The organism is Escherichia sp. MOD1-EC5950 (assembly GCF_002965345.1).
GTDB lineage: Bacteria > Pseudomonadota > Gammaproteobacteria > Enterobacterales > Enterobacteriaceae > Escherichia > Escherichia marmotae.
Genome location: NZ_PTSR01000013.1, coordinates 36823 through 63680, shown reverse-complemented (window position 1 = coordinate 63680; position 26858 = coordinate 36823). Strand labels below are relative to the sequence as shown.

Genomic DNA, 26858 nt, shown 5'->3' with positions numbered 1-26858 from the left:
CTGACAAATCAGAGGCTGTTCAGGCGCTCTGGGATGATCACCTGCATACAAAAAAAGTCCACTGCGATGCTGCCGTGCGCAAGAGGACGTGAAGAAGATGTGAGCGATAACCCATTTTATTTTCGTAGTTACCTCATGGAGATATGGAATGTTTAGGTTGAACCCCTTCGTACGGGTCGGGCTGTGTTTGTCCGCGATTTCTTGTGCATGGCCTGTGTTAGCGGTTGATGATGATGGCGAAACGATGGTTGTCACCGCCTCTTCCGTTGAACAAAACCTCAAAGACGCACCTGCCAGTATCAGCGTCATTACCCAGGAAGACTTGCAGCGTAAACCGGTACAGAACCTGAAAGATGTCCTCAAAGAAGTGCCAGGCGTACAACTGACTAACGAAGGGGACAATCGCAAGGGCGTCAGCATTCGTGGTCTGGACAGCAGCTATACCCTGATTCTTGTCGATGGTAAACGCGTGAACTCCCGCAATGCTGTCTTCCGTCATAATGACTTCGATCTGAATTGGATCCCGGTTGATTCCATCGAACGTATTGAAGTGGTACGTGGCCCGATGTCCTCGTTATATGGTTCTGATGCGCTCGGCGGCGTGGTCAACATTATCACCAAAAAAATTGGCCAGAAATGGTCAGGAACCGTTACGGTCGATACCACCATTCAGGAACATCGCGATCGCGGCGACACCTACAACGGTCAGTTTTTTACCAGTGGGCCACTAATTGACGGCGTGCTGGGAATGAAAGCCTACGGCAGCCTGGCGAAACGTGAAAAGGATGACCCGCAGAACTCAACCACCACCGATAGCGGAGAAACGCCGCGCATTGAAGGATTCTCCAGCCGCGATGGCAATGTCGAATTTGCCTGGACGCCGAATCAAAATCACGATTTTACCGCTGGTTACGGTTTCGACCGTCAGGATCGTGATTCCGACTCGCTGGACAAAAACCGCCTGGAACGCCAGAACTACTCTGTCAGCCATAATGGTCGCTGGGATTATGGCACCAGTGAGCTGAAATACTATGGCGAGAAAGTCGAAAACAAAAACCCTGGTAACAGCAGCCCGATTACCTCAGAAAGTAATACTGTTGATGGCAAATACACGTTACCGCTGACGGCGATTAATCAGTTTGTCACGGTCGGCGGTGAATGGCGTCACGACAAACTTAGCGATGCGGTAAACCTGACCGGCGGCACCAGCACCAAAACATCTGCCAGCCAGTATGCACTGTTTGTGGAAGACGAATGGCGGATCTTCGAGCCGCTGGCGCTGACGACCGGCGTGCGTATGGACGATCACGAAACCTACGGCGATCACTGGAGCCCGCGTGCCTATCTGGTCTATAACGCCACCGATACCGTAACGGTGAAAGGCGGCTGGGCGACGGCTTTTAAAGCACCTTCTTTACTGCAACTTAGCCCTGACTGGACGACTAATTCCTGCCGTGGCGCATGTAAGATTGTTGGTAGCCCGGATCTGAAGCCAGAAACCAGCGAAAGTTGGGAGCTGGGGCTTTACTACATGGGGGAAGAAGGCTGGCTGGAAGGCGTTGAATCCAGCGTGACTGTTTTCCGTAACGATGTGAAAGATCGCATCAGTATCAGCCGCACGTCCGACGTCAACGCTGCACCGGGCTACCAGAACTTTGTAGGTTTTGAAACCGGGGCTAATGGTCGACGTGTACCGGTATTCAGCTACTACAACGTTAACAAAGCGCGCATTCAGGGCGTGGAAACCGAGTTGAAAATCCCGTTCAGTGACGAATGGAAACTGTCACTCAACTACACCTATAACGATGGTCGTGATGTCAGCAATGGTGAAAACAAACCGCTTTCCGATCTGCCGTTCCATACCGCCAACGGTACGCTGGACTGGAAACCACTGGTGCTGGAAGACTGGTCATTCTATGTTTCTGCTCATTATACCGGGCAGAAACGTGCCGATAGCGATACGGCTAAAACGCCGGGTGGCTATACGATCTGGAATACCGGTGCGGCATGGCAGGTGACCAAAGACGTCAAACTGCGCGCGGGCGTGCTGAACCTGACAGATAAAGATCTCAGCCGTGATGACTACAGCTATAACGAAGACGGACGTCGTTACTTTATGGCGGTGGATTATCGCTTCTGATGAGAAGATGCCCGGCGAACCGGGCGGACTGTCACTTCAGTAAATACTGCGCATGGAAGCGCAGATGATCCTCTATAAAAGAAGCAATGAAGTAATAGCTGTGATCATAACCCGGCTGAATACGCAGCGTCATCGGCCACGCTTTCTGGCGCGCGGCTTCTGCCAACACGGCGGGTTGTAACTGGTCGGCAAGAAACTGATCGTTATCACCCTGATCAATCAGCGTCGGGATCGCATCCTGCGCATTGCTGGCGTACATCAGCGCACAACTGTCCCATGCCACCCAGTCATTTTTATCCTCACCCAGATAGGTGCTAAATGCTTTGATTCCCCACGGAACGCTGCACGGATTCACAATCGGCGCAAAGGCGGAAACGCTGGTATATTTGCCCGGATTTTTCAGCGCCATAATCAGAGCACCATGACCTCCCATCGAATGGCCGCTGATGGCGCAGCGATTGCTGACGTTAAATTGCGACTGAATCAGTGCTGGTAATTCATCACGCAGATAATCATACATCCGGTAATGTGCCGCCCACGGCGGTTGCGTGGCGTTAAGATAAAACCCGGCACCCTGGCCTAAATCATAGCCGTCGTCATTGGCAACATGTTCGCCACGCGGGCTGGTGTCTGGCATTACCAGTACAATCCCCAGTTCTGCCGCCACGCGCTGGGCACCTGCTTTGGTGGCGAAGTTTTCATCATTACAGGTTAAGCCTGAAAGCCAGTACAGCACCGGCGGCGGGGCGTTATCGCGGGGGGGTGGGAGAAAGATACTGAACGTCATCGGGCAGTTTAAGGTACTGGAGTCATGTCGCCAGCGTTGCTGCCAGCCTTCAAAACAGCGATGCTCTTCGAGCATTTCCATGCGTGGCTCCTTGTTATGTTGTTTGCAATTTTTTCATCATACCGTTTATTCAGTGTGTTGTGAGTAACTTTCACTTCCGCATATGCATAACGATGTTTTAACATCTACGGCTGAAAGGCAGCGGCAATTACAATAATTATCGCTGTGAATACTGGATTATGTGCGCCACCTCACGCACAATAATCAGGCTGCGAATCAGCTTAATAACTTTGCCCCCACGCAGGGCGGAGGCGTCACACCTGCAGGAGAAATCATAAATGCCATCACTCAGTAAAGAAGCGGCCCTGGTTCATGAAGCGTTGGTTGCGCGAGGACTTGAAACACCGCTACGCCCGCCCGTGCATGAAATGGATAACGAAACGCGCAAAAGCCTTATTGCCGGTCATATGACCGAAATCATGCAGTTATTGAATCTCGACCTGGCTGATGACAGTTTGATGGAAACGCCGCATCGCATCGCCAAAATGTATGTCGATGAAATTTTCTCCGGTCTGGATTACGCCAACTTCCCGAAAATCACCCTCATTGAAAATAAAATGAAGGTCGATGAAATGGTCACCGTGCGCGATATCACCCTGACCAGCACTTGTGAACACCATTTTGTCACTATTGATGGCAAAGCGACGGTGGCCTACATCCCGAAAGATTCGGTCATCGGCCTGTCGAAAATTAACCGCATTGTGCAGTTCTTTGCCCAGCGTCCGCAGGTACAGGAACGTCTGACCCAGCAAATTCTCATTGCGCTACAAACGCTGCTGGGCACCAATAACGTGGCGGTCTCTATCGACGCGGTGCATTACTGCGTAAAAGCGCGTGGTATTCGCGACGCGACCAGCGCCACGACAACGACTTCCCTCGGTGGTTTGTTCAAATCCAGTCAGAATACGCGCCACGAATTTTTGCGCGCTGTGCGTCATCACAACTGATTAAAAGGCAGGAACCATGGAGCGCAACGTCACGCTCGATTTTGTTCGCGGCGTCGCCATTCTGGGGATCCTGCTTCTCAACATCAGCGCCTTTGGACTCCCAAAGGCGGCTTATCTCAATCCCGCCTGGTACGGCACCATTACACCGCAGGATGCCTGGAGCTGGGCTTTTCTCGATCTTATCGGCCAGGTGAAATTCCTCACGCTTTTTGCGTTGCTGTTTGGTGCCGGTCTGCAAATGTTGCTGCCGCGTGGCAGACGTTGGATCCAGTCACGTCTAACACTGCTGGTCTTGCTGGGCTTTATTCACGGTTTATTATTCTGGGACGGCGATATCCTGCTGGCTTACGGGTTGGTGGGCTTAATCAGTTGGCGACTGGTGCGCGATGCGCCATCGGTAAAAAGCCTGTTTAACACCGGCGTCATGCTTTATCTGATAGGGCTTGGTGTTTTGCTGTTGTTGGGGGTGATTTCCGATAGCCAGACCAGCCGTGCCTGGACACCGGATGCATCCGCCATTTTGTATGAAAAATACTGGAAACTTCACGGCGGCGTTGAAGCCATCAGTAACCGCGCCGACGGGGTAGGGAACAGTTTGCTGGCCCTGGGAGCGCAGTATGGCTGGCAACTGGCGGGGATGATGTTGATTGGCGCGGCATTGATGCGTAGTGGTTGGTTGAAAGGGCAGTACAGCCTGCGCCACTATCGCCGTACCGGTTTTGTGCTGGTGGCTATTGGGGTGATGATTAACCTTCCTGCTATCGCACTACAATGGCGGCTGGACTGGGCATATCGCTGGTGCGCCTTCTTACTCCAGATGCCACGAGAACTGAGTGCGCCATTTCAGGCGATTGGCTATGCCTCGTTACTGTTCGGCTTTTGGCCGCAATTAAGCCGCTTTAAGCTGGTGCTGGCGATTGCTTGCGTTGGGCGGATGGCGCTGACCAACTACCTGCTGCAAACGCTGATTTGTACCACACTGTTTTACCACCTCGGTTTGTTTATGCAGTTTGACCGTCTGGAACTGCTGGTGTTTGTTATTCCAGTATGGCTGGCGAATATTCTCTTCTCTGTTATCTGGTTGCGTTACTTCCGCCAGGGGCCGGTAGAATGGTTATGGCGTCAGTTAACCTTGCGCGCTGCCGGACCTGCATTATCCAAAACATCCAGATAACGATCTGGATCACATTCATTAACAAAATGGTTGTAACCGTTTCCATTGCTGTGACTCGATTCACGAAGTCCTGTATTCAGTGCTGACAAAATAGCCGCCAGCAAGCAGTAACTTACTGCAATCTCACAACAGGTAGTGAATATGATCACCATTCGTGATGTAGCGCGTCAGGCTGGCGTCTCTGTGGCAACGGTTTCCCGGGTGCTAAATAACAGCGCTCTGGTAAGTGCGGACACGCGTGAAGCGGTTATGAAAGCAGTGAGCGAGTTGGACTACCGACCAAACGCCAATGCCCAGGCGCTGGCAACTCAGGTGAGCGAGACTATTGGCGTGGTAGTGATGGATGTCTCCGACGCCTTTTTCGGTGCGCTGGTGAAAGCCGTTGATCTTGTCGCCCAGCAACACCAGAAATATGTGCTAATCGGCAATAGCTATCATGAAGCGGAAAAAGAGCGGCACGCCATTGAGGTGCTAATCCGCCAGCGTTGTAATGCGTTGATCGTTCACTCAAAAGCGTTAAGTGACGACGAACTGGTGCAGTTTATGGACAACATTCCCGGCATGGTGTTAATCAATCGCGTTGTGCCGGGTTACGCCCATCGCTGCGTCTGCCTGGATAATATCAGCGGTGCCCGAATGGCGACGCGCATGTTACTGAATAACGGTCATCAGCGTATTGGTTATCTTTCTTCCAGCCACGGTATTGAAGATGACGCGATGCGCAAAGCCGGTTGGATGAGCGCGCTGAAAGAGCAGGATATTGTTCCGCCAGAGAGTTGGATCGGCACCGGTACACCAGATATGCCCGGCGGCGAAGCTGCGATGGTTGAACTGCTGGGGCGTAATCTGCAACTCACCGCGGTGTTCGCCTATAACGACAATATGGCCGCTGGCGCACTGACAGCGTTAAAAGACAATGGTATTGCTATTCCGTTACATCTCTCGATCATCGGTTTTGATGATATCCCCATCGCCCGTTACACCGACCCGCAGTTAACAACCGTACGTTATCCCATTGCTTCAATGGCGAAAATGGCCACCGAACTGGCATTACAGGGGGCCGCAGGCAACATTGATCTGCGTGCCAGTCACTGTTTTATGCCGACGTTAGTGCGTCGTCATTCTGTTGCTATACGCCAGAATGCGGCGGCGATCACTAACTCAACAAATCACGCGATGTAACCGCTTTCAATCTGTGAGTGATTTCACAGTATGTTAACAATGCAGTAGTTATGATTGCACCGTTTTAACGTTGTAACCTATGTGTAACAGTGGAAATTCACTTTTATCGAGGTATAGCGTCATAACAACAATTAAAGCTGTTTTCTGGAGCGTTACCGGACATGGAAGAACGAATTTTAAAACGTGAGCTTCGGCGTTCAGTAACACTTCATTAACCATACTGCCCCGCCGAGCATTTATCTCAAGCACTACCCTGCATAAGAAAAACCGGAGATACCATGAATAAGAAGGTGTTAACCCTGTCTGCTGTGATGGCCAGCATGTTATTCGGTGCCGCTGCACACGCTGCTGATACCCGTATTGGTGTGACGATTTATAAATATGACGATAACTTTATGTCTGTAGTGCGTAAGGCTATCGAACAAGATGCGAAAGCCGCGCCAGACGTCCAGTTGCTGATGAATGATTCACAGAATGATCAGTCCAAGCAGAACGATCAGATTGACGTGCTGTTGGCGAAAGGGGTGAAGGCGCTGGCAATCAACCTGGTTGACCCGGCTGCTGCGGGTACGGTGATTGAGAAAGCGCGCGGACAAAACGTGCCAATCGTTTTCTTCAATAAAGAACCTTCCCGTAAGGCGCTGGATAGTTACGACAAAGCCTACTACGTTGGCACCGATTCGAAAGAATCCGGGATTATTCAGGGCGATTTGATTGCTAAACACTGGGCGGCGAATCAGGGTTGGGATCTCAACAAAGACGGTCAGATTCAGTTCGTACTGCTGAAAGGCGAACCGGGTCATCCGGATGCAGAAGCGCGCACTACGTATGTCATCAAAGAGCTAAATGACAAAGGCATTAAAACTGAACAGTTACAGTTAGATACCGCAATGTGGGATACCGCTCAGGCGAAAGATAAGATGGACGCCTGGCTGTCTGGCCCGAACGCCAACAAAATCGAAGTGGTTATCGCAAACAACGATGCGATGGCAATGGGCGCGGTTGAAGCTCTGAAAGCACACAACAAGTCCAGCATTCCGGTGTTTGGCGTCGATGCGCTGCCAGAAGCTCTGGCACTGGTGAAATCTGGTGCACTGGCTGGCACCGTGCTGAACGATGCTAACAACCAGGCGAAAGCGACCTTTGATCTGGCGAAAAATCTGGCTGATGGCAAGGGAGCCGCTGACGGCACCAACTGGAAAATCGACAATAAAGTTGTCCGCGTTCCTTATGTTGGCGTAGATAAAGACAATCTGGCTGAATTCAGCAAGAAATAAGACTGATTGGGCGCAGTCATTCACTGCGCCCTTATTGTATGGCCAACAAGGTAAAATTATATGGTCAGCTCAACGACTCCGTCATCAGGAGAATACTTGTTGGAAATGAGCGGTATCAACAAGTCTTTTCCCGGCGTTAAGGCACTTGATAACGTTAATTTAAAAGTGCGACCACACTCCATTCATGCGTTAATGGGGGAGAATGGCGCAGGAAAATCGACATTATTAAAATGCCTGTTTGGTATCTATCAAAAAGACTCCGGCACTATTTTATTCCAGGGTAAGGAAATCGATTTTCACTCAGCCAAAGAAGCCCTGGAAAATGGTATTTCGATGGTACACCAGGAGTTAAACCTGGTATTACAGCGTTCGGTCATGGACAACATGTGGTTGGGGCGATATCCCACCAAAGGGATGTTTGTCGACCAGGATAAAATGTACCGCGAAACCAAAGCGATATTTGACGAACTGGATATTGATATCGATCCGCGTGCGCGCGTTGGTACGTTGTCCGTTTCACAAATGCAGATGATTGAAATCGCCAAAGCATTTTCCTATAACGCGAAAATAGTCATTATGGATGAACCAACTTCTTCATTAACTGAAAAAGAAGTCAATCATCTGTTTACCATTATTCGTAAATTAAAAGAACGCGGCTGCGGTATTGTCTATATCTCGCATAAAATGGAAGAGATATTCCAGTTATGTGATGAAGTCACCGTACTGCGCGACGGACAGTGGATCGCTACCGAGCCGCTGGCGGGGCTGACGATGGACAAGATCATCGCCATGATGGTTGGCCGTTCTCTTAATCAGCGTTTCCCGGATAAGCAAAACAAACCTGGCGAAGTGATCCTTGAAGTGCGTAACCTGACGTCACTGCGTCAGCCGTCAATTCGCGATGTCTCGTTTGATCTGCATAAAGGGGAGATCCTCGGTATTGCCGGGCTGGTAGGTGCGAAACGTACCGATATTGTCGAAACCTTGTTTGGGATCCGTGAGAAATCTTCCGGCACCATTACACTGCACGGCAAAAAGATTAATAACCATAATGCCAACGAAGCCATTAACCATGGGTTCGCGCTGGTCACCGAAGAGCGCCGCTCAACGGGGATTTATGCTTACCTGGATATTGGCTTTAACTCGTTAATTTCTAATATTCGCAACTACAAAAACAAAGTGGGGCTGCTGGATAATTCGCGGATGAAAAGCGACACCCAGTGGGTCATTGATTCGATGAGGGTAAAAACGCCGGGTCATCGTACGCAAATTGGTTCACTCTCCGGCGGTAATCAGCAAAAAGTCATTATTGGGCGCTGGCTGCTAACGCAACCGGAAATATTAATGCTCGATGAACCGACGCGTGGCATTGATGTTGGCGCGAAGTTTGAAATTTATCAATTAATTGCCGAGCTGGCGAAAAAAGGCAAGGGGATAATTATTATCTCCTCTGAAATGCCAGAGTTGTTAGGGATAACGGACCGTATTCTGGTAATGAGCAATGGTCTCGTTTCCGGCATTGTCGATACAAAAACAACAACGCAAAACGAAATTCTGCGTCTTGCGTCTTTGCACCTTTAAGATTAGGGGCTTCCCATGAGTGCGTTAAATAAGAAAAGTTTTCTTACTTACCTGAAAGAAGGTGGTATTTACGTCGTTCTTTTAGTTTTGCTGGCTATTATTATTTTCCAGGACCCAACATTCTTAAGTCTGTTGAACTTAAGTAATATTCTTACCCAATCATCGGTGCGTATTATTATCGCGCTCGGCGTGGCAGGGTTAATTGTCACCCAGGGAACTGACCTTTCTGCTGGTCGTCAGGTAGGGCTGGCGGCGGTGGTGGCGGCTACCTTGTTACAATCGATGGATAACGCCAACAAAGTATTCCCCGAAATGGCGACCATGCCGATTGCGCTGGTTATTCTGATAGTCTGTGCCATTGGCGCGGTTATCGGTTTGATCAACGGTCTGATTATCGCTTACCTCAACGTGACGCCGTTCATTACCACGCTCGGCACGATGATTATCGTCTACGGTATCAACTCGCTCTATTACGACTTTGTTGGTGCGTCACCGATTTCCGGTTTTGATAGCGGCTTCTCCACCTTTGCCCAGGGGTTTATTGCGCTGGGGAGTTTCCGGCTATCTTACATCACCTTCTACGCGCTGATTGCCGTGGCGTTTGTCTGGGTGCTGTGGAACAAAACCCGTTTCGGCAAGAATATTTTTGCTATTGGCGGCAACCCGGAAGCGGCGAAAGTTTCTGGTGTTAACGTCGGCCTGAATCTGCTGATGATTTATGCGTTGTCTGGCGTGTTCTATGCCTTTGGTGGGATGTTAGAAGCCGGACGTATCGGCTCTGCCACCAACAACCTCGGCTTTATGTATGAGCTGGATGCTATCGCGGCGTGCGTGGTGGGCGGTGTATCGTTTAGCGGCGGCGTGGGTACGGTCATTGGCGTGGTGACCGGGGTCATTATCTTTACGGTCATCAACTACGGTCTGACCTATATCGGCGTCAACCCGTACTGGCAGTACATCATCAAAGGGGCGATCATTATCTTCGCCGTGGCGCTGGATTCCCTGAAGTACGCGCGTAAGAAGTGATGTGAATTTGGGCATTACCGGATGCGACGTTTACGCCGCATCCGGCAGTTGGTGTCAAATGTCGGATGCGACGCTGGTGCGTCTTATCCGTCCTACTATCCGTCCTACAACGTTACCGGATGTTCTTTCTCTCCCTTCTTAAACTTCACTTCCCCGAGATCAATACAGCTAACCGGGCAAACGTGACCGCAAAGCAAACAACCGACGCATTTCTCGGTATTACAATGTGGCGTGCGTGTTTTCTCATCCCATTCCATCGCCTGGTGACCACCGTCGTAGCAGGAAATATAACAGCGCCCGCAGCCGACACACTTATCAAGATTGATATGGGGATAGACGATATAACTGCGGTCTAAATCTTCCGCCGGGACAATATTGTGATTCGCCAGACCCACCATCTCCTGTAACGAGTCAAATCCCTGATCGGCAAGATAATGCGATAACCCGCTCGCCATATCTTCCACAATCCGATAACCGTACTGCATAATTCCGGTGGTCACCTGCAGTGTAGCCGCGCCGAGCAATAAAAACTCTGCCGCGTCTTCCCAGGTTTCAATGCCGCCAATACCGCTGATCGGGAAATCGCGCAGCTCCGGATGCGTGCGCATTTGCTGAATAAAGCGCAGGGCGATCGGTTTCACCGCTTTACCGGAATAACCGGAAATACTCGATTTACCGTTAACGATCGGCATACCGATTTTCTGATTCAGATCGATATTGGTGATGGATTTAACGGTGTTAATCGCTGCAATGCCATCTGCACCGCCACGCTTAGCCGCCAGCGCCACTTCGCACATATCACCGATATTCGGCGTCATCTTCGCCAGCATCGGCAGCGTTGAACCACGTTTCACCGCCCGACAATATTTCTCTACCAGTTCCGGGCTTTGCCCGACATCGCTACCCATCGCATGAGAAGTCATCTGCGGGCAGGAGAAATTACATTCGATCATATCCGCGCCAGCTTCTTGCACCAGACGCGCCAGATCTTCCCATTGTTGCTCATTTTCCCCCATGATCGAGGCGATCAGCACTTTGTCCGGGTAATCCTCTTTCAGCCGACGCAGAGCGGTCAGATTCTCTTCCAGCGGATGTTCGGCAATCTGCTCCATATTTTTGAAGCCAATAAAACCGGTATCTTCTTTCACCAGATGATCAAAACGTGGCGAAACCTCGTTAGCGATAAAAAAGCCAATAGTTTTGAATACCACGCCGCCCCAGCCGGTGTCGTAGGCTTTGGCACACATCTCATAGCAATTGCCTACTGGCGAAGAAGAGAGGCAGAACGGGTTGGGAAACTTCACGCCGCAAAAGGTAATAGAAAGATCTTTCGTTAACATGAGCAAGCTCCCTCTAAATAGTGATGGATCGCCTCGGCGGCTTCTTTCCCGGTCTTCACGGCATAGACCACGGTGTTATCACCCTCAACAATATCGCCAGCGGCAAACAGTTGCGGGTCACGGGTCTGGTAATTTTTCGTTTCGATAGTGTTACGTTGGGGTTCCAGTGTAGCAAAAGCGGTAAGTTCGGCATGTTGACCGATGGCGAGAATAATTTTGTCTGCCGCCATCGTCAGCTCGCCCGGTAAACGAACATGTTTAAACGTCACTTTATTGCCATCTACCGCCACAGGCGTAAAGCCATCGATAATCGATACCCCCAATTTCTGAGCACCGGTGAACTCTTTCTTGCTTGCCGGAAACACATCTAACTCTTCACGCGCCACGCAGGTCACCGCCGGACAACCGAGAACTTTCAGCGTACTGGCAACGTCCATCGCGACATCGCCGCCGCCAATAATTAATGCGCTTTGTGGAATGCTGATATCGCCTTGTGCCAGGCGTGCGCGTTGCAGGAAATCGACGGCAATCTCAACGTCGCTATGCTCAAACAGCGGCAGGGTGGAACCACGCGATAACCCCACGGTTACCAGTACCGCGCGGTTTTCTGCTTTCAGTTGCTCCAGCGAGAGCGTTTTGCCAATTTCACAGTTGCACTTAATAGTCACACCCATTTTTTCGATACGGGTGATTTCCGCATCCAGCACCGACTGCGGCAAACGGAATTGTGGAATGCCGTTACGCAACCAGCCGCCTGGTTGTACTTCTTTTTCGTAAACCGTGACGTCGTAACCCAGGTTGGTTAGCGTCACGCTGGCCTGCAGCCCAGCAGGGCCAGCACCGATAACCGCTACTTTACCAAGCGTCTTACTGCCCGGTTGATAAATTTCCATTCCGGTTTGTTGTTCGAAATCAGTAACAAAACGCTGTAAGCGAGCAATATCAATCGGATCATCGACACCTGCGCGGGTACAACCGCTCTGGCATAATTTTTCTGTGGGGCACACTCTGGCACAAACGGCACCGAGGGCATTATTTTCGCGAATAGTCTCGGCAGCGCCTTTAAAATTACGAAAATAGATTGAGCGAATAAATTTTCCCGGATCGGTTTGCGCCGGGCACGCCTGGCTGCAAGGGGCGTCGTGGCATAATAAACAACGAGAGGCTTCTTTAATCGCCAGTAAAGGCGTAAAAGCCGGAGTGAGTTCATCCAGATAATTTTGTTGCGGCATGTGATCTTCCTTAATGCTATGGGTAATTAAGGCGAACGTATAGTAAATATAACGTGCTGATATTAAGGCTAAGCGTGCGGGGGAATTTAAACTGTGAAAAGATTCACAAATAGCTGCGGTTCAGAATGTTATATCCGCAGCTTAGCGGGGGAAATAATAATTATTCTCAATAGTTAACAGTGGGCGAGAAATAATATTATCGGTAAAAAATAAGATAAATAATCATACCGATGGATAAAATACCGAAGCCGCTATACGCCACTATATAAGCAAAGAAGAGACCGGGATTTTTTTCACGCCAGACATACACCGGTTCCGGCACATTTTTAACCCGTTTATCAATTGCGCCAGCACACCAGCCTTTCCATGCTTCGCGAAAACAAAATACCGGGATAAGGAAAAAAACGGCAATGACAAAAAACTGCTGAACATCCATAACTACTTTCCTTGTTTCTTTTGTAATTCAAGTAACTGTTCTGGCGTGACGGCGGGATAACCCTGCGCATCTTCGGGCACCTGGTGCATTGCCGGAATAGGGACCAGTGGTCCTAAAAAGCGCGGTTCACGTTTAAAAATATAAAGGTCAGCCAGCGCACCGAAGCGGGCGGCAAATTCGCGAATACGTACTGACCACATATCTTTTGGTGACGGTACGGCATAACACTGCGCCTGAATACCCATATGCAGAGCGATAAATAATGCCCGCTCACAGTGGAAGCGCTGAGTAATAATAATGAAGTCGTTGGTATCGAACACCTTGCGTGTACGCACGATGGAATCCAGGGTACGAAAACCGGCGTAGTCGAGAACAATATCAGCCGGATCGACGCCAGCGGCAATTAAATCTTTGCGCATGGTCATCGGTTCGTTATAACTCTGTAATGCGTTATCACCGCTAAGTAATAGATAATTCACCTTACCGCTGTTATAGGCATTTATTGCACCCTGAATACGGTAGCGGTAATACTGATTAATCACCCCAGTACGATAATATTTTGCCGTGCCAAGTACCACGCCGACCTGGCGGTAGGGGAGATCCTGCAATTCATCGTAGATATAAGGCGCAGTTTTCCAGCTCATCCAGCGGTCGAGGCCGAGCACTGTCAACAGCAGCAAGCCGATCAGGACTAACAGGCTGTAGAACACGCGCTTTAACATGCTGAAAACTCGATCTTGGGGAATTTCAATCAGGCTACTTTACCTGTGGGCTTTGCGCAAGAAACGGCAAACTGTTTGCCGGGATTTTCGACACCAGGGTGAGTAGAAATGCCGGATGCGCTACGCTTATCCGGCCTACGAAATTTTGCACTCTGTAGGCCGGATCAGGCGTTCACGCCGCATCCGGCAGCGGGCTTAAGCGAGAAGCACGCGGTCGATATTGTGACAACCGAGAGCTTTCAGCGTTGCCGAGGTTGCATCCCACTGAACCAGCGGCGCATCGGCTTTTTCTGCCAGAATCGCCCGCTGAATATCCGGGTAATCATAACCTTTGAGATTTAACAGAATTAATGCGCCCTGCAACGGCGGTAGAGTTGGGTTGAATGCGGCGTTTTCAGCATAGCTACCACTGAAAATACGACCGTCTTTGCATTCCAGCGCCACGCCGCTTGGAGACTTGCTGTAAGGCATGTGCGAACGGTTGGCCGCGGCAATTGCCGCCTGAGAAAGCGCATCGCCAGTCAGCGCATAGCCGTGATCCTGCTCGTCCATCAGCAGTGTCTTAATCTCCAGATCTTTCGGCCCAAAGGCATCCGGCAAATAGTCACGCAGCGCATGCGCTTCGCGGCCCGGCAGATGAATGCGTAGATCCAGCCCGCTGTTCAGTTCGTTCATAAACTGACGGCAGTGACCACAAGGTGTGTAGTTAACGGTGATGGCCGCGAGCGCTTTCTCACCGCTCAGCCAGGCGTGGCTGATTGCGCTTTGTTCGGCATGAACGGTTTGCTGCATTGTTGCGCCAATAAATTCCATATTGGCACCAAAATACCAGGTTCCACTCACGCCGCGCGCAATGGCACCAACATTAAAATTCGACAATGGCGTGCGGGCACAGGCCGCCGCCAGTGGTAGCAGTGCGAAAGCCAGCGCGTCTTCGTCCAGCCCCGTTGCGCTCTTCAGCGAAGAGACCTGCTCTCTGGTCAACAACGCGGGGAAATACTTATCTGCCAGAATGGGTTCCAGTGCAGATTGCAAGTTATCCGCAAGTTGGGCAAAAGCAGTTTGAAAACGTGGATGCATGGCGTTGCCTCATAATCATGTAATGGGATAACAGTTTACGAACCCATCATGGCTTTATATGTGATCTGAATCTCATTAATTATGCAACGCGTGAAACTTACATCAAAAATGCGCGACGCATCGCAAATTTTAGCCCATTACTGCCAGAATAATCGGGAAAAGAAATGGTGCAACCAGCGAGGTAATAATCCCGCATAACACCAACGCCAGCGAACTAAATGCGCCTTCCTGATAATCCAGCTCGGCACAGCGCGCTGTTCCGAGGGCGTGAGAGGCCGTCCCCATCGCCAGGCCACGCGCTGCTTTGGTACGAATACGCATCGCATTGAGTAGCGTATGACCAAACACCGCACCCAAAATACCGACAAAAATCACACAAACCGCGCTGATTGCCGGAATACCGCCAATACTGCCACCAACGGCCATCGCAATTGGTGTGGTAACCGATTTCGGTAATATTGATGCAGCGATTTCCGGTGAAGCGCCCATCAACAATGCTACGCAAGTCCCCGTCACCATCGCGACCACGCTACCGATAAAACAGATAGTGATGATGGATTTCCAGCGCGCGCGGATCTGGTGCAGTTGTTCATATAAAGGATAGGCCAGTGCGACCACCGCCGGTTGCAACAGATCGTTTAACACTTCGCTACCTTTAAAGTAGCTGTCGTAAGAGATGCCGGTCAGCATTAAAAAAGGAATGATCACCACCATTGCCACCAGCAACGGGTTAAGCAACGGAAACTTATACCGTGTTGCCAGTTTGCGGGCGGCAAAAAAGACAATCAATGTCAGCGGTAATGACCACCAGATATTCGCCATCATTTTTCTGATCCTTTCTGACCTATGACTTTACGTTCACCGTGTACCAGGTGCGAACTCCAGCTCACCACCAGAAAAACCACCAGCGTACTAATGGCACAGGAAACCACCACCGGGCCAAACTGTGCGCGTAGCAAATCAAAATATTGCATTACGCCTACGCCAATTGGCACAAACAACAGTGCCATATAGCGAATCAGTACGTAACACCCCGGATTGACCCACTTCGCCGGAAGAATTTGCAAGGCCAGCAGGACAAACAGGATTAGCATCCCGATGATGCTGCCCGGAATGGTTACCGGTAGCAGGGAAGCAATGAAAATGCCTGCATACAGGCAGGCATAAATCAGGACAAAAGCGCGTAAATATTGCCAGATAATGTTCAGTGTCTTACTCATAATCAACACCCCAGATGAGATGGATTCATCATACAATTAATCTATAAAATGTGCTACCGATCACATTAAGAAAACATCGCTTATTTTTCGCGCCAGGGCATGACGATGTGAGCAGCGAACTCAGGCATACCATACTTTTGCAGATCAGAAAGCGCGCCAGCCATACATCAAGCATAGAGAGGGATTGTAGTTTGCAGCAATCCCTCTCTGCAGACCTTTAATCCGTTGACCGGAGGCGCTACCATAGCGCCTCATTTTTTTGCGGGTGATGATATGCGTGTGTTACTGGCACCGATGGAGGGTGTGCTTGACTCCCTGGTGCGTGAATTACTGACCGAAGTTAATGACTACGATCTGTGCATCACCGAATTTGTCCGCGTGGTGGATCAACTGCTGCCGGTAAAAGTTTTTCATCGCATTTGTCCTGAGCTGCAAAACGCCAGTCGAACGCCTTCCGGGACACTGGTGCGGGTACAACTGCTGGGGCAGTTCCCGCAATGGTTAGCAGAGAACGCCGCCCGTGCGGTGGAGTTGGGTTCCTGGGGCGTGGATCTCAACTGCGGTTGCCCGTCGAAAACGGTTAACGGCAGTGGCGGCGGGGCAACGTTACTCAAAGATCCTGAACTTATCTATCAGGGTGCAAAAGCGATGCGCGAAGCTGTACCGGCGCATTTACCCGTCAGTGTGAAAGTGCGGCTTGGTTGGGACAGCGGTGATAAGAAGTTTGAAATTGCCGATGCTGTCCAGCAGGCTGGGGCTACGGAACTGGTCGTTCATGGGCGGACAAAGGAGCAGGGTTACCGTGCGGAGCATATCGACTGGCAGGCGATAGGCGATATTCGTCAGCGATTGGCCATTCCGGTTATTGCCAACGGAGAAATCTGGGACTGGCAGAGTGCGCAACAATGTATAGCTATCAGCGGTTGTGACGCGGTGATGATTGGGCGTGGGGCGCTTAATATTCCTAACCTGAGCCGAGTGGTGAAATATAACGAACCGCGGATGCCGTGGCCGGAGGTCGTTGCATTGCTGCAAAAATATACCCGTCTGGAAAAACAGGGCGATACCGGGTTATATCACGTCGCACGGATTAAGCAGTGGTTGAGTTATTTGCGTAAAGAATATGATGAAGCAACGGATTTATTTCATCATGTTCGGGTGTTGAATAATTCCCCTGATATTGCAAGGGCTATTCAGGCGATTGATATAGAAAAACTCTAAAAATCATCGACCCGATAGTCATAAGGGATAAGCCGGGGGGCAGGGGGAGGAGGTGATTATCCACCCCCTGCGTGCTCCTTGCGCCAGTGATTATATGAAGCAATGTACATGACAGGGGCGCAACAGGATGAGAGACTGAAATATCCTCGTTATTTTCGGAGCTGATGACATTAATTAATTTTAAAATATCATCTTAAATACGCCAGTCACCACCAGTAGCCCAATCAGGAAAATAATCAATACTGCCCAGAGTATAATTTTCATTGGCGTTCCTTTATTTGTGAGTGCTAAATAAGTATAGGAAAAAACAAAACCCTTTGCCGCCATTCATAAAGAATTAAGATAAATCGGAGAATATCATTCACTTACTTTATATTTTTCTGAATATGTCGTTTTATTGCCACTGATGTATTGCCACGCGAAACTAAAAAATATATCGCAACACACGGTAATCTCCGCGCACCTTTTCTTACCTGATTACTCCCCCATGAATCGTGATTCCTTTTATCCGGCAATTGCCTGTTTTCCGTTGTTACTTACTCTGGCCGGGTGTGCGCCTATGCATGAAACACGCCAGGCTTTAAGCCAGCAAACGCCCGCCACACATGTTGACACCGCATTACCGGTATCTCTGAAAAACGGCTGGCCGGACAGTCAGTGGTGGCTGGAACATCACGATAATCAACTCACTTCCTTAATTAATAATGCCATACAGAACGCGCCGGATATGCAGGTTGCTGAACAGCGCATTCAACTGGCTGAAGCACAGGCGAAGGCCGTCGCCGCCCAGGATGGTCCACAGCTCGATTTTTCTGCGGATATGGAACGGCAAAAAATGTCGGCAGAAGGGTTAATGGGGCCGTTTGCCCTGGACGATCCTGCCGCAGGCACTACCGGCCCCTGGTACACCAACGGCACCTTTGGTTTAATGGCGGGCTGGCATCTCGATATCTGGGGAAAGAATCGGGCGGAAGTGACTGCGCGCCTCGGTACGGTAAAAGCGCAGGCGGCAGAACGCGAGCAGACCCGGCAATTGCTGGCAGGCAGTGTGGCTCGTTTGTACTGGGAGTGGCAAACCCTGGCAGCTTTAAACACTGTCTTGCAGCAAATCGAAAAAGAGCAGAACACGATTATCGCGACCGACCGCCAGTTATATCTGCGCGGCATTACCTCGTCGGTTGAAGGTGTCGAAACCGATATCAATGCCAGCAAAACCCGGCAACAGCTCAACGATGTCGCGGGGAAAATGAAAATTATTGAGGCGCGGCTAACTGCGCTGACTAACAGCCAGACGAGCGCCTTAAAACTGCATCCGGTTGCGCTGCCCAAAGTGGAAAGCAAACTTCCTGACGACCTGGGCTATTCTTTGCTGGCTCGCCGGGCAGACTTACAGGCGGCACACTGGTACGTTGCATCATCCTTAAGCACCATCGATGCGGCAAAAGCTGCCTTTTACCCCGACATCAACCTGATGGCCTTTCTGCAACAAGATGCGCTGCACTTAAGCGATTTGTTCCGTCATTCTGCGCAGCAAATGGGCGTTACGGCAGGTCTGACGCTACCTATTTTCGATAGTGGTCGTCTTAACGCCAACCTTGATATTGTGAAAGCCGAAAGCAATTTGTCGATCGCCAGTTACAACAAAGCGGTGGTTGAAGCGGTGAATGACGTGGCGCGGGCAGCAACTCAGGTTCAGACACTGGCGGAGAAAAATCAGCATCAGGCGCAAATTGAGCGCGATGCCCTGCGGGTAGTTGGTCTGGCGCAGGCGCGTTTTAACGCAGGTATCATCGCAGGTTCTCGCATCAGCGAAGCCCGAATCCCGGCGCTCCGTGAACGGGCGAACGGTCTGCTTTTGCAAGGGCAATGGCTGGATGCGTCCATTCAGCTCACCGGTGCGCTGGGTGGTGGTTATAAACGTAGCTGATGAGTATGCCTGTGGGGACGTTAGGTTTATCCAGCGTTTCTCTTCCCACGCCGTTTCAGCCACCAGCGCACGCCAACCACCAGAACCACGACCAGAATCAACCAAATCCAGTGTTTCAAATGCTGATCGAGATTGTGCAGCCACGGCGCAATCACCTGGCCTCCCGCGTAACCAATAGCGGTAAAAATCAGCGCCCAGGCCAGCGCGCCGAGAATATTCAGTGGCAGAAAGATTTTCGGTGGGAGCTGGCTGGCACCGATTAGCGTTGGGCCAATCACCCGAAAGCCGTACATAAAACGCGTGCCGATGACAAACAGATAAGGATGGCGCTGGATCAGCTTTTGTGCGCGCTCAATTTTGTCCTGATGTTTTGATAAACGGCGTAACAGTTTGCCGCCAAATCGCCGTCCGCACAGATAAAGCACCTGGTCGCCAATCATGCCGCCAAGCGCCACAGAAAGAACCACCAGTGGGAATTTTAATAATCCCTGATGTGCCGCAACGCCTCCCAGCAATGTCACGGTTTCACCCTCTGCCAGACTACCGAGCACCAGCGCGGCATAACCATATTGTGAGATGAGTGTATTGAGATCCATAGGTCGGTCTGTCTCCATTTGATTGTCTGTAAGCATACACCCTGTGAATTGTTTACGCAGGAGAAGGCGTTTTATCACGCGACGCAAATTTTGCGTCAGAACAAAAAACAACCACAAGCTGACTTATACTTGAACTGTCAGGTTCATGAACTCACAACAAGGGGGCGGTATGAGCCATGTCTGGGGACTGTTTTCCCATCCCGATCGTGAAATGCAGGTGATTAATCGTGAAAACGAAACGATTTCTCATCACTACACCCACCACGTTCTGCTGATGGCGGCGATCCCGGTGATCTGCGCCTTTATTGGCACTACACAAATCGGCTGGAATTTTGGCGATGGCACTATCCTGAAGTTATCCTGGTTTACCGGACTGGCGCTGGCTGTCTTGTTTTATGGCGTTATGCTGGCTGGGGTGGCAGTGATGGGACGGGTCATCTGGTGGATGGCACGCAATTACCCACAGCGCCCGTCGCTTGCGCACTGTATGGTTTTCGCGGGCTACGTTGCAACACCGCTGTTTTTAAGCGGCCTGGTGGCGCTTTACCCGTTGGTCTGGCTGTGTGCGCTGGTGGGAACGGTGGCGCTGTTTTACACCGGCTATCTGCTTTATCTCGGTATTCCAAGCTTCCTGAATATCAACAAAGAGGAAGGTCTTAGCTTCTCCAGTTCGACACTGGCGATTGGCGTGCTGGTGCTGGAAGTGCTGCTCGCCATTACCGTTATTCTGTGGGGTTACGGTTATCGCCTGTTCTAGAAAGTTCTTTTGTGCTGCATTGTTGGCGTAAATATCAGCAATGCAGCATTTCCTCACGATTCTCCTTTGACGATCGCACTTTTTGCTCGTTATGATGGCCTCGCCAGCCTCAGTAAATCCTTACTCCGGCGGTGCGCAACCCATGCGCGTGAACCACTATCTGAATGCTCATCATGCCGAAATTTCGAGTTTCTTTATTTAGCCTGGCCCTGATGCTGGCTGTGCCTTTTGCGCCTCAGGCCGTTGCCAAAACTGCAGCCGCGACTACAGCTTCGCAGCCGGAAATTGCCTCCGGTAGTGCGATGATTGTTGATCTCAATACCAACAAAGTGATCTATTCGAACCACCCGGATTTGGTGCGTCCGATTGCTTCAATTACCAAATTAATGACTGCGATGGTGGTGCTTGACGCACGATTGCCGCTGGATGAAAAACTGAAAGTGGATATCAGCCAGACGCCAGAGATGAAAGGCGTTTATTCGCGCGTGCGACTGAACAGCGAAATCAGCCGCAAAGAGATGCTGTTGTTGGCGCTGATGTCTTCAGAAAACCGCGCAGCGGCAAGCCTGGCGCACCATTATCCTGGTGGCTATAACGCATTTATTAATGCGATGAATGCGAAAGCGAAATCTCTCGGAATGAACAACACGCGCTTCGTTGAACCGACCGGATTGTCGGTGCATAACGTTTCAACTGCCCGTGATTTAACCAAACTGCTGATTGCCACCAAACAGTATCCGTTGATTGGTCAGTTAAGTACCACTCGCGAAGAGATGGCGACCTTCTCAAACCCGGCTTATACCTTGCCATTCCGTAATACTAACCACCTGGTGTATCGCGATAACTGGAATATCCAGTTAACCAAAACCGGTTTTACTAATGCGGCGGGGCATTGCCTGGTGATGCGTACGGTCTTCAATAATAAACCGGTGGCGTTGGTGGTGATGGATGCATTTGGCAAATATACCCATTTTGCCGATGCGAGTCGTTTACGCACGTGGATTGAAACCGGCAAAGTGATGCCTGTTCCGGCAGCGGCGTTGAGCTATAAAAAACAAAAAGCCGCCCAGATGGCGGCTGGGCAGACGGCTCAGAACGATTAAGGGTAGGCAGGATAAGGCGTTCACGGCGCATCCGGTATTAGGTGCCCGTGCCTGATGCGATGCTTGCGCATCTTATCAGGCCTACAAACGTGACGCGTCCGTAGGCAGGATAAGGCGTTCACGCCGCATCCGGCATTAGATGCCCGTGCCTGATGCGATGCCTGCGCATCTTATCAGGCCTACAAACGTGACGCGTCCGTAGGCAGGATAAGGCGTTCACGCCGCATCCGGCATTAGGTGCCCGTGCCTGATGCGATGCCTGCGCATCTTATCAGGCCTACAAACGTGACGCATCCGTAGGCCGGATAAGGCGTTCACGGCGCATCCGGCATTAGGTGCCCGTACCTGATGCGATGCCTGCGCATCTTATCAGGCCTACAAACGTGACGCGTCCGTAGGCCTGATAGGGCGTTCACGGCGCATCCGGTATTAGGTGGCCGTGCCTGATGCGATGCCTGCGCATCTTATCAGGCCTACAAATGTGACGCGTCCGTAGGCCGGATAAGGCGTTCACGGCGCATCCGGCATTAGGTGCCCGTGCCTGATGCGATGCCTGCGCATCTTATCAGGCCTACAAACGTGACGTGTCCGTAGGCAGGATAAGGCGTTCACGGCGCATCCGGCATTAGGTGGCCGTACCTGATGCGATGCCTGCGCATCTTATCAGGCCTACAAACGTGACGCGTCCGTAGGCCGGATAAGGCGTTCACGGCGCATCCGGTATTAGGTGGCCGTGCCTGATGCGATGTCTGCGCATCTTATCTGGCCTACATCTGCATCAGGCATCCAGCCGTATTTACTCTACTTCCTGCCAGTTTTTTCGCTTGCTGGTTTTACCGATCCCCGGGTTCATACTGTTGGTCGGATCGTTCTCGCGATAAAACTTCTGCAGCGTCTCCGGTGCCTTATACAAATGACCAACGTTATGTTCGGCGGGATATTGTGCGCCGCGCTGCTGCAATAGTTCCAGCATCTGCTCCTTCAACGCATGCACATCCACACCTTTTTTAACGATGTAATCCTGGTGGAAGACGTAACACATAAAATGGCCGTAATAGAGTTTATGCACTAACTGGCTATCGATCTCCGGCGGCAAATGCTCATACCACTCGGTGTCATTACGACGCAGAGCGATATCCAGTGCCAGAATGTCTTCGACTTCATCAGAATGCACCGCCTGATAACGAATTGCCGCACCTGCTGCTGCGAAACGGTGCAAAAATGCTTTGCTGCCTTCCTCCGGCGTACAGACAAAGAAATCACCTTCCGCCTGTTTGAAATAATCCACCAGCCAGGATTTGGCTTCGCCAATGCCATCGCCCGCCATTTTTAACAGCAGATGATGTTCATATTTATCACGCCAGCTTTTCATACGCGGGGGCAAATGGCTGGGGAACAGATGGCCGAATTTCTGCATCGCACGGTCGGTAAAATGCGGGCGGAAGAATTTTACTTTTTCCAGCATCGCATCGGTACGCCCTTTGATATTAAAGAAGAGTGGCATCTTGTCGGTGCCAAGTTTATCGATCATCAGGAAGGTGTCTTTGCCGTATTTTTCCGCGATATCGTAGATATCCCGGTGCATGTATTCCCCGGCAACCGGCAGATTTTCAAAATTGGCCAGAATATGGCGGCGGATTTCAGTCAGGACTTCCGGCTGATTGGTGCCGATATAAAACACCTGCTGATTTTTCTCTGCTGCGAAAGTGTCGAGACGTACCGCGAATACCGCCAGCTTACCGGCGCAGCCGGAGGCTTCAAACAGTCGATCCGGGTCAGCGTTATAACGTGCGGGGGTGTCGGCTTCGATGTCACGCACGCGGTGAACATAATCATAATCGTGGGCGTGGCGGCCATCGTGGCGTACATCGTCATCTTTGATGCGATCGTCATCCAGTTTGCTGAGGATCTGCTCCGGCGTTTCGCCCAGATCAATCCCCAGATGGTTGACCAGCGTCAGTTTGCCGTTTTCATCAATGCGCGCGAACAACGACATTTCGGTATACGCCGGACCACGCTGTACCAGCGAGCCGCCGGAGTTGTTACAGATCCCCCCGATGACTGATGCGCCAATGCAGGATGAACCAATCACCGAGTGCGGTTCGCGCCCCAATGGTTTCAGGGCTTTTTCCAGCGAATAAAGCGTGGTGCCAGGATATGCCAGCACTTGCTCACCCTTGCCGAGAACGTGCAGTTTGTCGAGTCGCAGGGTGCTGATGATAACGATATCGCGATCATAATCGTTACCGTTTGGCGTGGAGCCTTCGGTCAGGCCGGTATTGGCGGCTTGCATCAGAATAATTTTGTCAGCGATGACGCAGGCTTTCAGTACCCGCCACAACTCCAGTAGCGAGCCTGGGAAAACAACGGCCAGCGCGTCGCCCTGACCGGAGCGGAAGCCCTTGCGATAGCGGGCCGTTTTTGCGGGATCGGTGAGCAGGTGTGAATGACCCACCAGGCGGGCAAGTTCATTCAAAAAGGCTTTATTATCAGTTGTTGTCATGGAAGACATTTTCCACTCCTTGTGGTGGCGAAAAAACATCACAAACTAGAATAGCGCCTTGTACGACAATTCAGCGAGTGAATATTTTGAAAATTCAGACAATAAACAGAGCATTCTTTTTCTCTCTCCATCATGCTTATGGCAAACTACGGTTTTTGCACCATTTTCGCTGCCACGTCGGGCAACAGAGGAAGAAAAATCCATATGAAATGGCTATGTTCAGTAGGTATCGCGGTGAGTCTGGCCCTACAACCAGCACTGGCGGATGATTTGTTCGGCAACCATCCATTAACGCCCGAAGCGCGGGATGCATTCGTCACCGATCTGCTCAAGAAAATGACGGTTGATGAGAAAATTGGTCAGCTTCGTTTAATCAGCGTTGGCCCGGATAACCCGAAAGAGGCGATCCGCGAGATGATCAAAGATGGGCAGGTGGGGGCGATTTTTAACACCGTGACTCGCCAGGATATCCGCGCCATGCAGGATCAGGTGATGGAACTAAGCCGCCTGAAAATTCCTCTCTTCTTTGCCTACGATGTGCTGCACGGTCAGCGTACCGTTTTCCCGATTAGCCTTGGTCTGGCGTCCTCTTTTAACCTCGATGCAGTGAAAACCGTGGGGCGCGTTTCAGCTTATGAAGCGGCAGACGATGGCCTGAACATGACCTGGGCGCCGATGGTCGACGTCTCGCGCGATCCGCGCTGGGGACGAGCTTCCGAAGGTTTTGGCGAAGATACGTATCTCACCTCAATTATGGGTAAAACTATGGTTGAAGCGATGCAGGGCAAAAGTCCGGCAGATCGCTACTCGGTGATGACCAGCGTTAAACACTTCGCTGCTTACGGTGCGGTAGAAGGCGGTAAAGAGTACAACACCGTCGATATGAGTCCGCAGCGTCTGTTTAATGATTATATGCCGCCGTACAAAGCGGGGCTGGATGCAGGCAGCGGCGCGGTGATGGTGGCGCTGAACTCGCTCAATGGTACACCGGCAACTTCCGATTCCTGGTTGCTGAAAGATGTTCTGCGCGATCAGTGGGGTTTTAAAGGCATCACGGTTTCCGATCATGGTGCAATCAAAGAGCTGATCAAACACGGCACGGCGGCAGACCCGGAAGATGCGGTGCGGGTGGCGCTTAAGTCCGGTATCAATATGAGCATGAGTGACGAGTATTACTCGAAGTATCTGCCTGGTTTGATCAAATCCGGCAAAGTGACGATGGAAGAACTGGATGACGCCACTCGCCACGTGTTGAACGTTAAATACGATATGGGGTTGTTTAACGATCCGTACAGCCATCTTGGGCCGAAAGAGTCTGACCCGGCGGATACCAATGCCGAAAGCCGTTTGCACCGCAAAGAAGCACGTGAAGTGGCGCGCGAAAGCCTGGTGTTGCTGAAAAACCGTCTCGAAACGTTACCGCTGAAAAAATCAGCAACCATTGCGGTGGTTGGCCCACTGGCCGACAGCAAACGTGACGTAATGGGAAGCTGGTCGGCAGCAGGTGTCGTCGATCAATCCGTGACTGTGCTAACCGGGATTAAAAATGCCGTTGGTGAAAACGGTAAAGTGCTGTATGCCAAAGGTGCGAACGTTACCAGTGATAAAGGCATTATAGACTTCCTGAATCAGTATGAAGAAGCGGTAAAAGTCGATCCGCGCTCGCCGCAAGAGATGATTGATGAAGCGGTGCAGACCGCGAAACAAGCTGATGTGGTGGTGGCTGTGGTCGGTGAAGCTCAGGGGATGGCGCACGAAGCCTCCAGCCGTACCGATATCACCATCCCGCAAAGCCAGCGCGATTTGATTGCTGCCCTGAAAGCCACTGGTAAACCGTTGGTGCTGGTGTTAATGAACGGTCGCCCGCTGGCGCTGGTGAAAGAAGATCAGCAAGCCGACGCGATTCTGGAAACCTGGTTTGCCGGTACTGAAGGCGGGAATGCGATTGCCGATGTGCTGTTTGGCGATTACAACCCGTCTGGCAAGCTGCCGATGTCCTTCCCGCGTTCTGTCGGGCAGATCCCGGTTTATTACAGCCATCTGAACACGGGGCGTCCGTATAACGCCGACAAGCCAAACAAATACACTTCACGTTATTTCGATGAAGCAAACGGGGCGCTTTATCCGTTCGGTTATGGTCTGAGCTATACCACTTTCACCGTCTCTGATGTGAAACTTTCTGCGCCGACCATGAAGCGTGACGGCAAAGTGACCGCCAGCGTGCAGGTGACAAATACCGGCAAACGCGAAGGGGCGACGGTTGTCCAGATGTACTTGCAGGATGTGACGGCTTCTATGAGCCGTCCGGTGAAACAACTGAAAGGCTTTGAGAAAATCACCCTGAAACCGGGTGAAACCCAAACCGTCAGCTTCCCGATCGATATTGAGGCGTTGAAGTTCTGGAATCAGCAGATGAAATATGACGCCGAACCCGGCAAGTTCAACGTCTTTATCGGCACTGATTCCGCACGCGTTAAGAAAGGCGAGTTTGAGTTGCTGTAACTCTTTATGAAGGGCGCGACGTTTGCGCCCTTTGCCTGATGCGCT

General features: G+C 51.0%; 23 protein-coding genes. 12 read left to right on the top strand and 11 right to left on the bottom strand.

Features of this window, described 5'->3' with window-relative positions; all coding sequences use genetic code 11:
- Positions 1-148 precede the first annotated feature (148 nt).
- Positions 149-2140 carry a catecholate siderophore receptor CirA gene (gene cirA / locus BEA93_RS14230; RefSeq protein ID WP_000489220.1) on the top strand — a complete coding sequence of 664 codons (1992 nt, stop codon included), beginning with the start codon at positions 149-151 and terminating at the stop codon, positions 2138-2140.
- A 31-nt stretch (positions 2141-2171) separates the two neighbouring features.
- Here cirA and yeiG read toward each other — a convergent pair whose 3' ends face one another.
- A complete protein-coding gene (yeiG, locus tag BEA93_RS14225; protein ID WP_000425472.1) occupies positions 2172-3008 on the bottom strand; it encodes an S-formylglutathione hydrolase in 837 nt (278 codons plus the stop codon).
- Positions 3009-3265: 257 nt separating this feature from the next.
- Between yeiG and folE the strand changes: the two genes are divergently transcribed.
- The 6 genes from folE (at position 3266) to mglC (ending at position 10174) form a co-directional block, all read left to right on the top strand.
- Complete coding sequence (folE, locus tag BEA93_RS14210; RefSeq protein ID WP_001139613.1) at positions 3266-3934, top strand: GTP cyclohydrolase I FolE; 669 nt, start codon at positions 3266-3268, stop codon at positions 3932-3934.
- Between the two features lie 16 nt (positions 3935-3950).
- Positions 3951-5108 (top strand): DUF418 domain-containing protein YeiB, encoded by a 1158-nt coding sequence (gene yeiB / locus BEA93_RS14205; RefSeq protein WP_000440941.1) that lies wholly within the window; start codon positions 3951-3953, stop codon positions 5106-5108.
- A 141-nt stretch (positions 5109-5249) separates the two neighbouring features.
- The gene (galS, locus tag BEA93_RS14195; protein WP_000628623.1) at positions 5250-6290 is read left to right on the top strand and encodes an HTH-type transcriptional regulator GalS; all 1041 of its coding nucleotides are present in this window, start codon (positions 5250-5252) and stop codon (positions 6288-6290) included.
- Positions 6291-6568: 278 nt separating this feature from the next.
- Positions 6569-7567, top strand: a complete 999-nt coding sequence (gene mglB, locus BEA93_RS14190; protein ID WP_001036961.1) for a galactose/glucose ABC transporter substrate-binding protein MglB — start codon at positions 6569-6571, stop codon at positions 7565-7567.
- Between the two features lie 60 nt (positions 7568-7627).
- Positions 7628-9148, top strand: coding sequence for a galactose/methyl galactoside ABC transporter ATP-binding protein MglA (gene mglA, locus BEA93_RS14185; RefSeq protein ID WP_000255047.1), 1521 nt, complete (start codon positions 7628-7630; stop codon positions 9146-9148).
- Between the two features lie 15 nt (positions 9149-9163).
- Complete coding sequence (gene mglC / locus BEA93_RS14180; protein ID WP_001275110.1) at positions 9164-10174, top strand: galactose/methyl galactoside ABC transporter permease MglC; 1011 nt, start codon at positions 9164-9166, stop codon at positions 10172-10174.
- Between the two features lie 104 nt (positions 10175-10278).
- On the opposite strand, the gene preA is transcribed toward mglC, so the two are convergent.
- From preA to BEA93_RS14145, 7 genes are all read right to left on the bottom strand, one after another.
- Positions 10279-11514 carry an NAD-dependent dihydropyrimidine dehydrogenase subunit PreA gene (gene preA, locus BEA93_RS14175; RefSeq protein WP_000956081.1) on the bottom strand — a complete coding sequence of 412 codons (1236 nt, stop codon included), beginning with the start codon at positions 11512-11514 and terminating at the stop codon, positions 10279-10281.
- Entirely contained in the window at positions 11508-12746 is a 1239-nt protein-coding gene (locus tag BEA93_RS14170) for an NAD(P)-dependent oxidoreductase (RefSeq protein WP_105224898.1), read from the bottom strand. The genes preA and BEA93_RS14170 overlap by 7 nt, the downstream gene beginning before the upstream one ends.
- Before the next feature lie 196 nt (positions 12747-12942).
- Positions 12943-13182 carry a DUF2542 family protein gene (locus tag BEA93_RS14165; protein WP_105224897.1) on the bottom strand — a complete coding sequence of 80 codons (240 nt, stop codon included), beginning with the start codon at positions 13180-13182 and terminating at the stop codon, positions 12943-12945.
- A gap of 2 nt (positions 13183-13184) precedes the next feature.
- Positions 13185-13904, bottom strand: a complete 720-nt coding sequence (sanA, locus tag BEA93_RS14160; protein ID WP_000920076.1) for an outer membrane permeability protein SanA — start codon at positions 13902-13904, stop codon at positions 13185-13187.
- Between the two features lie 195 nt (positions 13905-14099).
- A complete protein-coding gene (gene cdd, locus BEA93_RS14155; protein ID WP_000553575.1) occupies positions 14100-14984 on the bottom strand; it encodes a cytidine deaminase in 885 nt (294 codons plus the stop codon).
- Positions 14985-15113: 129 nt separating this feature from the next.
- Entirely contained in the window at positions 15114-15809 is a 696-nt protein-coding gene (locus BEA93_RS14150; protein WP_000968214.1) for a CidB/LrgB family autolysis modulator, read from the bottom strand.
- Entirely contained in the window at positions 15806-16204 is a 399-nt protein-coding gene (locus tag BEA93_RS14145; protein WP_001516704.1) for a CidA/LrgA family protein, read from the bottom strand. The genes BEA93_RS14150 and BEA93_RS14145 overlap by 4 nt, the downstream gene beginning before the upstream one ends.
- Positions 16205-16477: 273 nt before the next feature.
- Between BEA93_RS14145 and dusC the strand changes: the two genes are divergently transcribed.
- Positions 16478-17425 carry a tRNA dihydrouridine(16) synthase DusC gene (gene dusC, locus BEA93_RS14140; RefSeq protein ID WP_001264859.1) on the top strand — a complete coding sequence of 316 codons (948 nt, stop codon included), beginning with the start codon at positions 16478-16480 and terminating at the stop codon, positions 17423-17425.
- 180 nt (positions 17426-17605) lie between these two features.
- Here the strand turns inward: dusC and yohP are convergent, their stop codons facing one another.
- A complete protein-coding gene (yohP, locus tag BEA93_RS25725; RefSeq protein WP_000691708.1) occupies positions 17606-17689 on the bottom strand; it encodes a small membrane protein YohP in 84 nt (27 codons plus the stop codon).
- A gap of 223 nt (positions 17690-17912) precedes the next feature.
- On the opposite strand from yohP, the gene mdtQ reads away from it, so the two are divergent.
- Entirely contained in the window at positions 17913-19352 is a 1440-nt protein-coding gene (gene mdtQ, locus BEA93_RS14125) for a multidrug resistance outer membrane protein MdtQ (protein ID WP_105224896.1), read from the top strand.
- Positions 19353-19378: 26 nt separating this feature from the next.
- Here mdtQ and BEA93_RS14120 read toward each other — a convergent pair whose 3' ends face one another.
- The gene (locus BEA93_RS14120; RefSeq protein ID WP_000365434.1) at positions 19379-19948 is read right to left on the bottom strand and encodes a DedA family protein; all 570 of its coding nucleotides are present in this window, start codon (positions 19946-19948) and stop codon (positions 19379-19381) included.
- Positions 19949-20117: 169 nt separating this feature from the next.
- Between BEA93_RS14120 and BEA93_RS14115 the strand changes: the two genes are divergently transcribed.
- Both BEA93_RS14115 and pbpG read left to right on the top strand, forming a co-directional pair.
- Positions 20118-20705: a Yip1 family protein gene (locus BEA93_RS14115; protein WP_010379386.1), complete on the top strand. Its 588-nt coding sequence runs from the start codon at positions 20118-20120 to the stop codon at positions 20703-20705.
- 173 nt (positions 20706-20878) lie between these two features.
- Positions 20879-21808, top strand: coding sequence for a D-alanyl-D-alanine endopeptidase (gene pbpG / locus BEA93_RS14110; protein ID WP_038355335.1), 930 nt, complete (start codon positions 20879-20881; stop codon positions 21806-21808).
- A 796-nt stretch (positions 21809-22604) separates the two neighbouring features.
- Here pbpG and dld read toward each other — a convergent pair.
- Complete coding sequence (gene dld, locus BEA93_RS14105) at positions 22605-24320, bottom strand: D-lactate dehydrogenase (protein WP_105224992.1); 1716 nt, start codon at positions 24318-24320, stop codon at positions 22605-22607.
- Between the two features lie 195 nt (positions 24321-24515).
- Here dld and bglX point away from each other — a divergent pair, with 195 nt between their 5' ends.
- Positions 24516-26813 (top strand): beta-glucosidase BglX, encoded by a 2298-nt coding sequence (bglX, locus tag BEA93_RS14100; RefSeq protein ID WP_016248961.1) that lies wholly within the window; start codon positions 24516-24518, stop codon positions 26811-26813.
- Positions 26814-26858 lie beyond the last annotated feature (45 nt).

Coding starts and splice junctions, on each gene's coding strand:
- cirA (WP_000489220.1), top strand. CDS start 149: ATGTTTAGGTTGAACCCCTTCGTACGGGTCGGGCTGTGTTTGTCCGCG.
- yeiG (WP_000425472.1), bottom strand. CDS start 3,008: ATGGAAATGCTCGAAGAGCATCGCTGTTTTGAAGGCTGGCAGCAACGC.
- folE (WP_001139613.1), top strand. CDS start 3,266: ATGCCATCACTCAGTAAAGAAGCGGCCCTGGTTCATGAAGCGTTGGTT.
- yeiB (WP_000440941.1), top strand. CDS start 3,951: ATGGAGCGCAACGTCACGCTCGATTTTGTTCGCGGCGTCGCCATTCTG.
- galS (WP_000628623.1), top strand. CDS start 5,250: ATGATCACCATTCGTGATGTAGCGCGTCAGGCTGGCGTCTCTGTGGCA.
- mglB (WP_001036961.1), top strand. CDS start 6,569: ATGAATAAGAAGGTGTTAACCCTGTCTGCTGTGATGGCCAGCATGTTA.
- mglA (WP_000255047.1), top strand. CDS start 7,628: ATGGTCAGCTCAACGACTCCGTCATCAGGAGAATACTTGTTGGAAATG.
- mglC (WP_001275110.1), top strand. CDS start 9,164: ATGAGTGCGTTAAATAAGAAAAGTTTTCTTACTTACCTGAAAGAAGGT.
- preA (WP_000956081.1), bottom strand. CDS start 11,514: ATGTTAACGAAAGATCTTTCTATTACCTTTTGCGGCGTGAAGTTTCCC.
- BEA93_RS14170 (WP_105224898.1), bottom strand. CDS start 12,746: ATGCCGCAACAAAATTATCTGGATGAACTCACTCCGGCTTTTACGCCT.
- BEA93_RS14165 (WP_105224897.1), bottom strand. CDS start 13,182: ATGGATGTTCAGCAGTTTTTTGTCATTGCCGTTTTTTTCCTTATCCCG.
- sanA (WP_000920076.1), bottom strand. CDS start 13,904: ATGTTAAAGCGCGTGTTCTACAGCCTGTTAGTCCTGATCGGCTTGCTG.
- cdd (WP_000553575.1), bottom strand. CDS start 14,984: ATGCATCCACGTTTTCAAACTGCTTTTGCCCAACTTGCGGATAACTTG.
- BEA93_RS14150 (WP_000968214.1), bottom strand. CDS start 15,809: ATGATGGCGAATATCTGGTGGTCATTACCGCTGACATTGATTGTCTTT.
- BEA93_RS14145 (WP_001516704.1), bottom strand. CDS start 16,204: ATGAGTAAGACACTGAACATTATCTGGCAATATTTACGCGCTTTTGTC.
- dusC (WP_001264859.1), top strand. CDS start 16,478: ATGCGTGTGTTACTGGCACCGATGGAGGGTGTGCTTGACTCCCTGGTG.
- yohP (WP_000691708.1), bottom strand. CDS start 17,689: ATGAAAATTATACTCTGGGCAGTATTGATTATTTTCCTGATTGGGCTA.
- mdtQ (WP_105224896.1), top strand. CDS start 17,913: ATGAATCGTGATTCCTTTTATCCGGCAATTGCCTGTTTTCCGTTGTTA.
- BEA93_RS14120 (WP_000365434.1), bottom strand. CDS start 19,948: ATGGATCTCAATACACTCATCTCACAATATGGTTATGCCGCGCTGGTG.
- BEA93_RS14115 (WP_010379386.1), top strand. CDS start 20,118: ATGAGCCATGTCTGGGGACTGTTTTCCCATCCCGATCGTGAAATGCAG.
- pbpG (WP_038355335.1), top strand. CDS start 20,879: ATGCCGAAATTTCGAGTTTCTTTATTTAGCCTGGCCCTGATGCTGGCT.
- dld (WP_105224992.1), bottom strand. CDS start 24,320: ATGTCTTCCATGACAACAACTGATAATAAAGCCTTTTTGAATGAACTT.
- bglX (WP_016248961.1), top strand. CDS start 24,516: ATGAAATGGCTATGTTCAGTAGGTATCGCGGTGAGTCTGGCCCTACAA.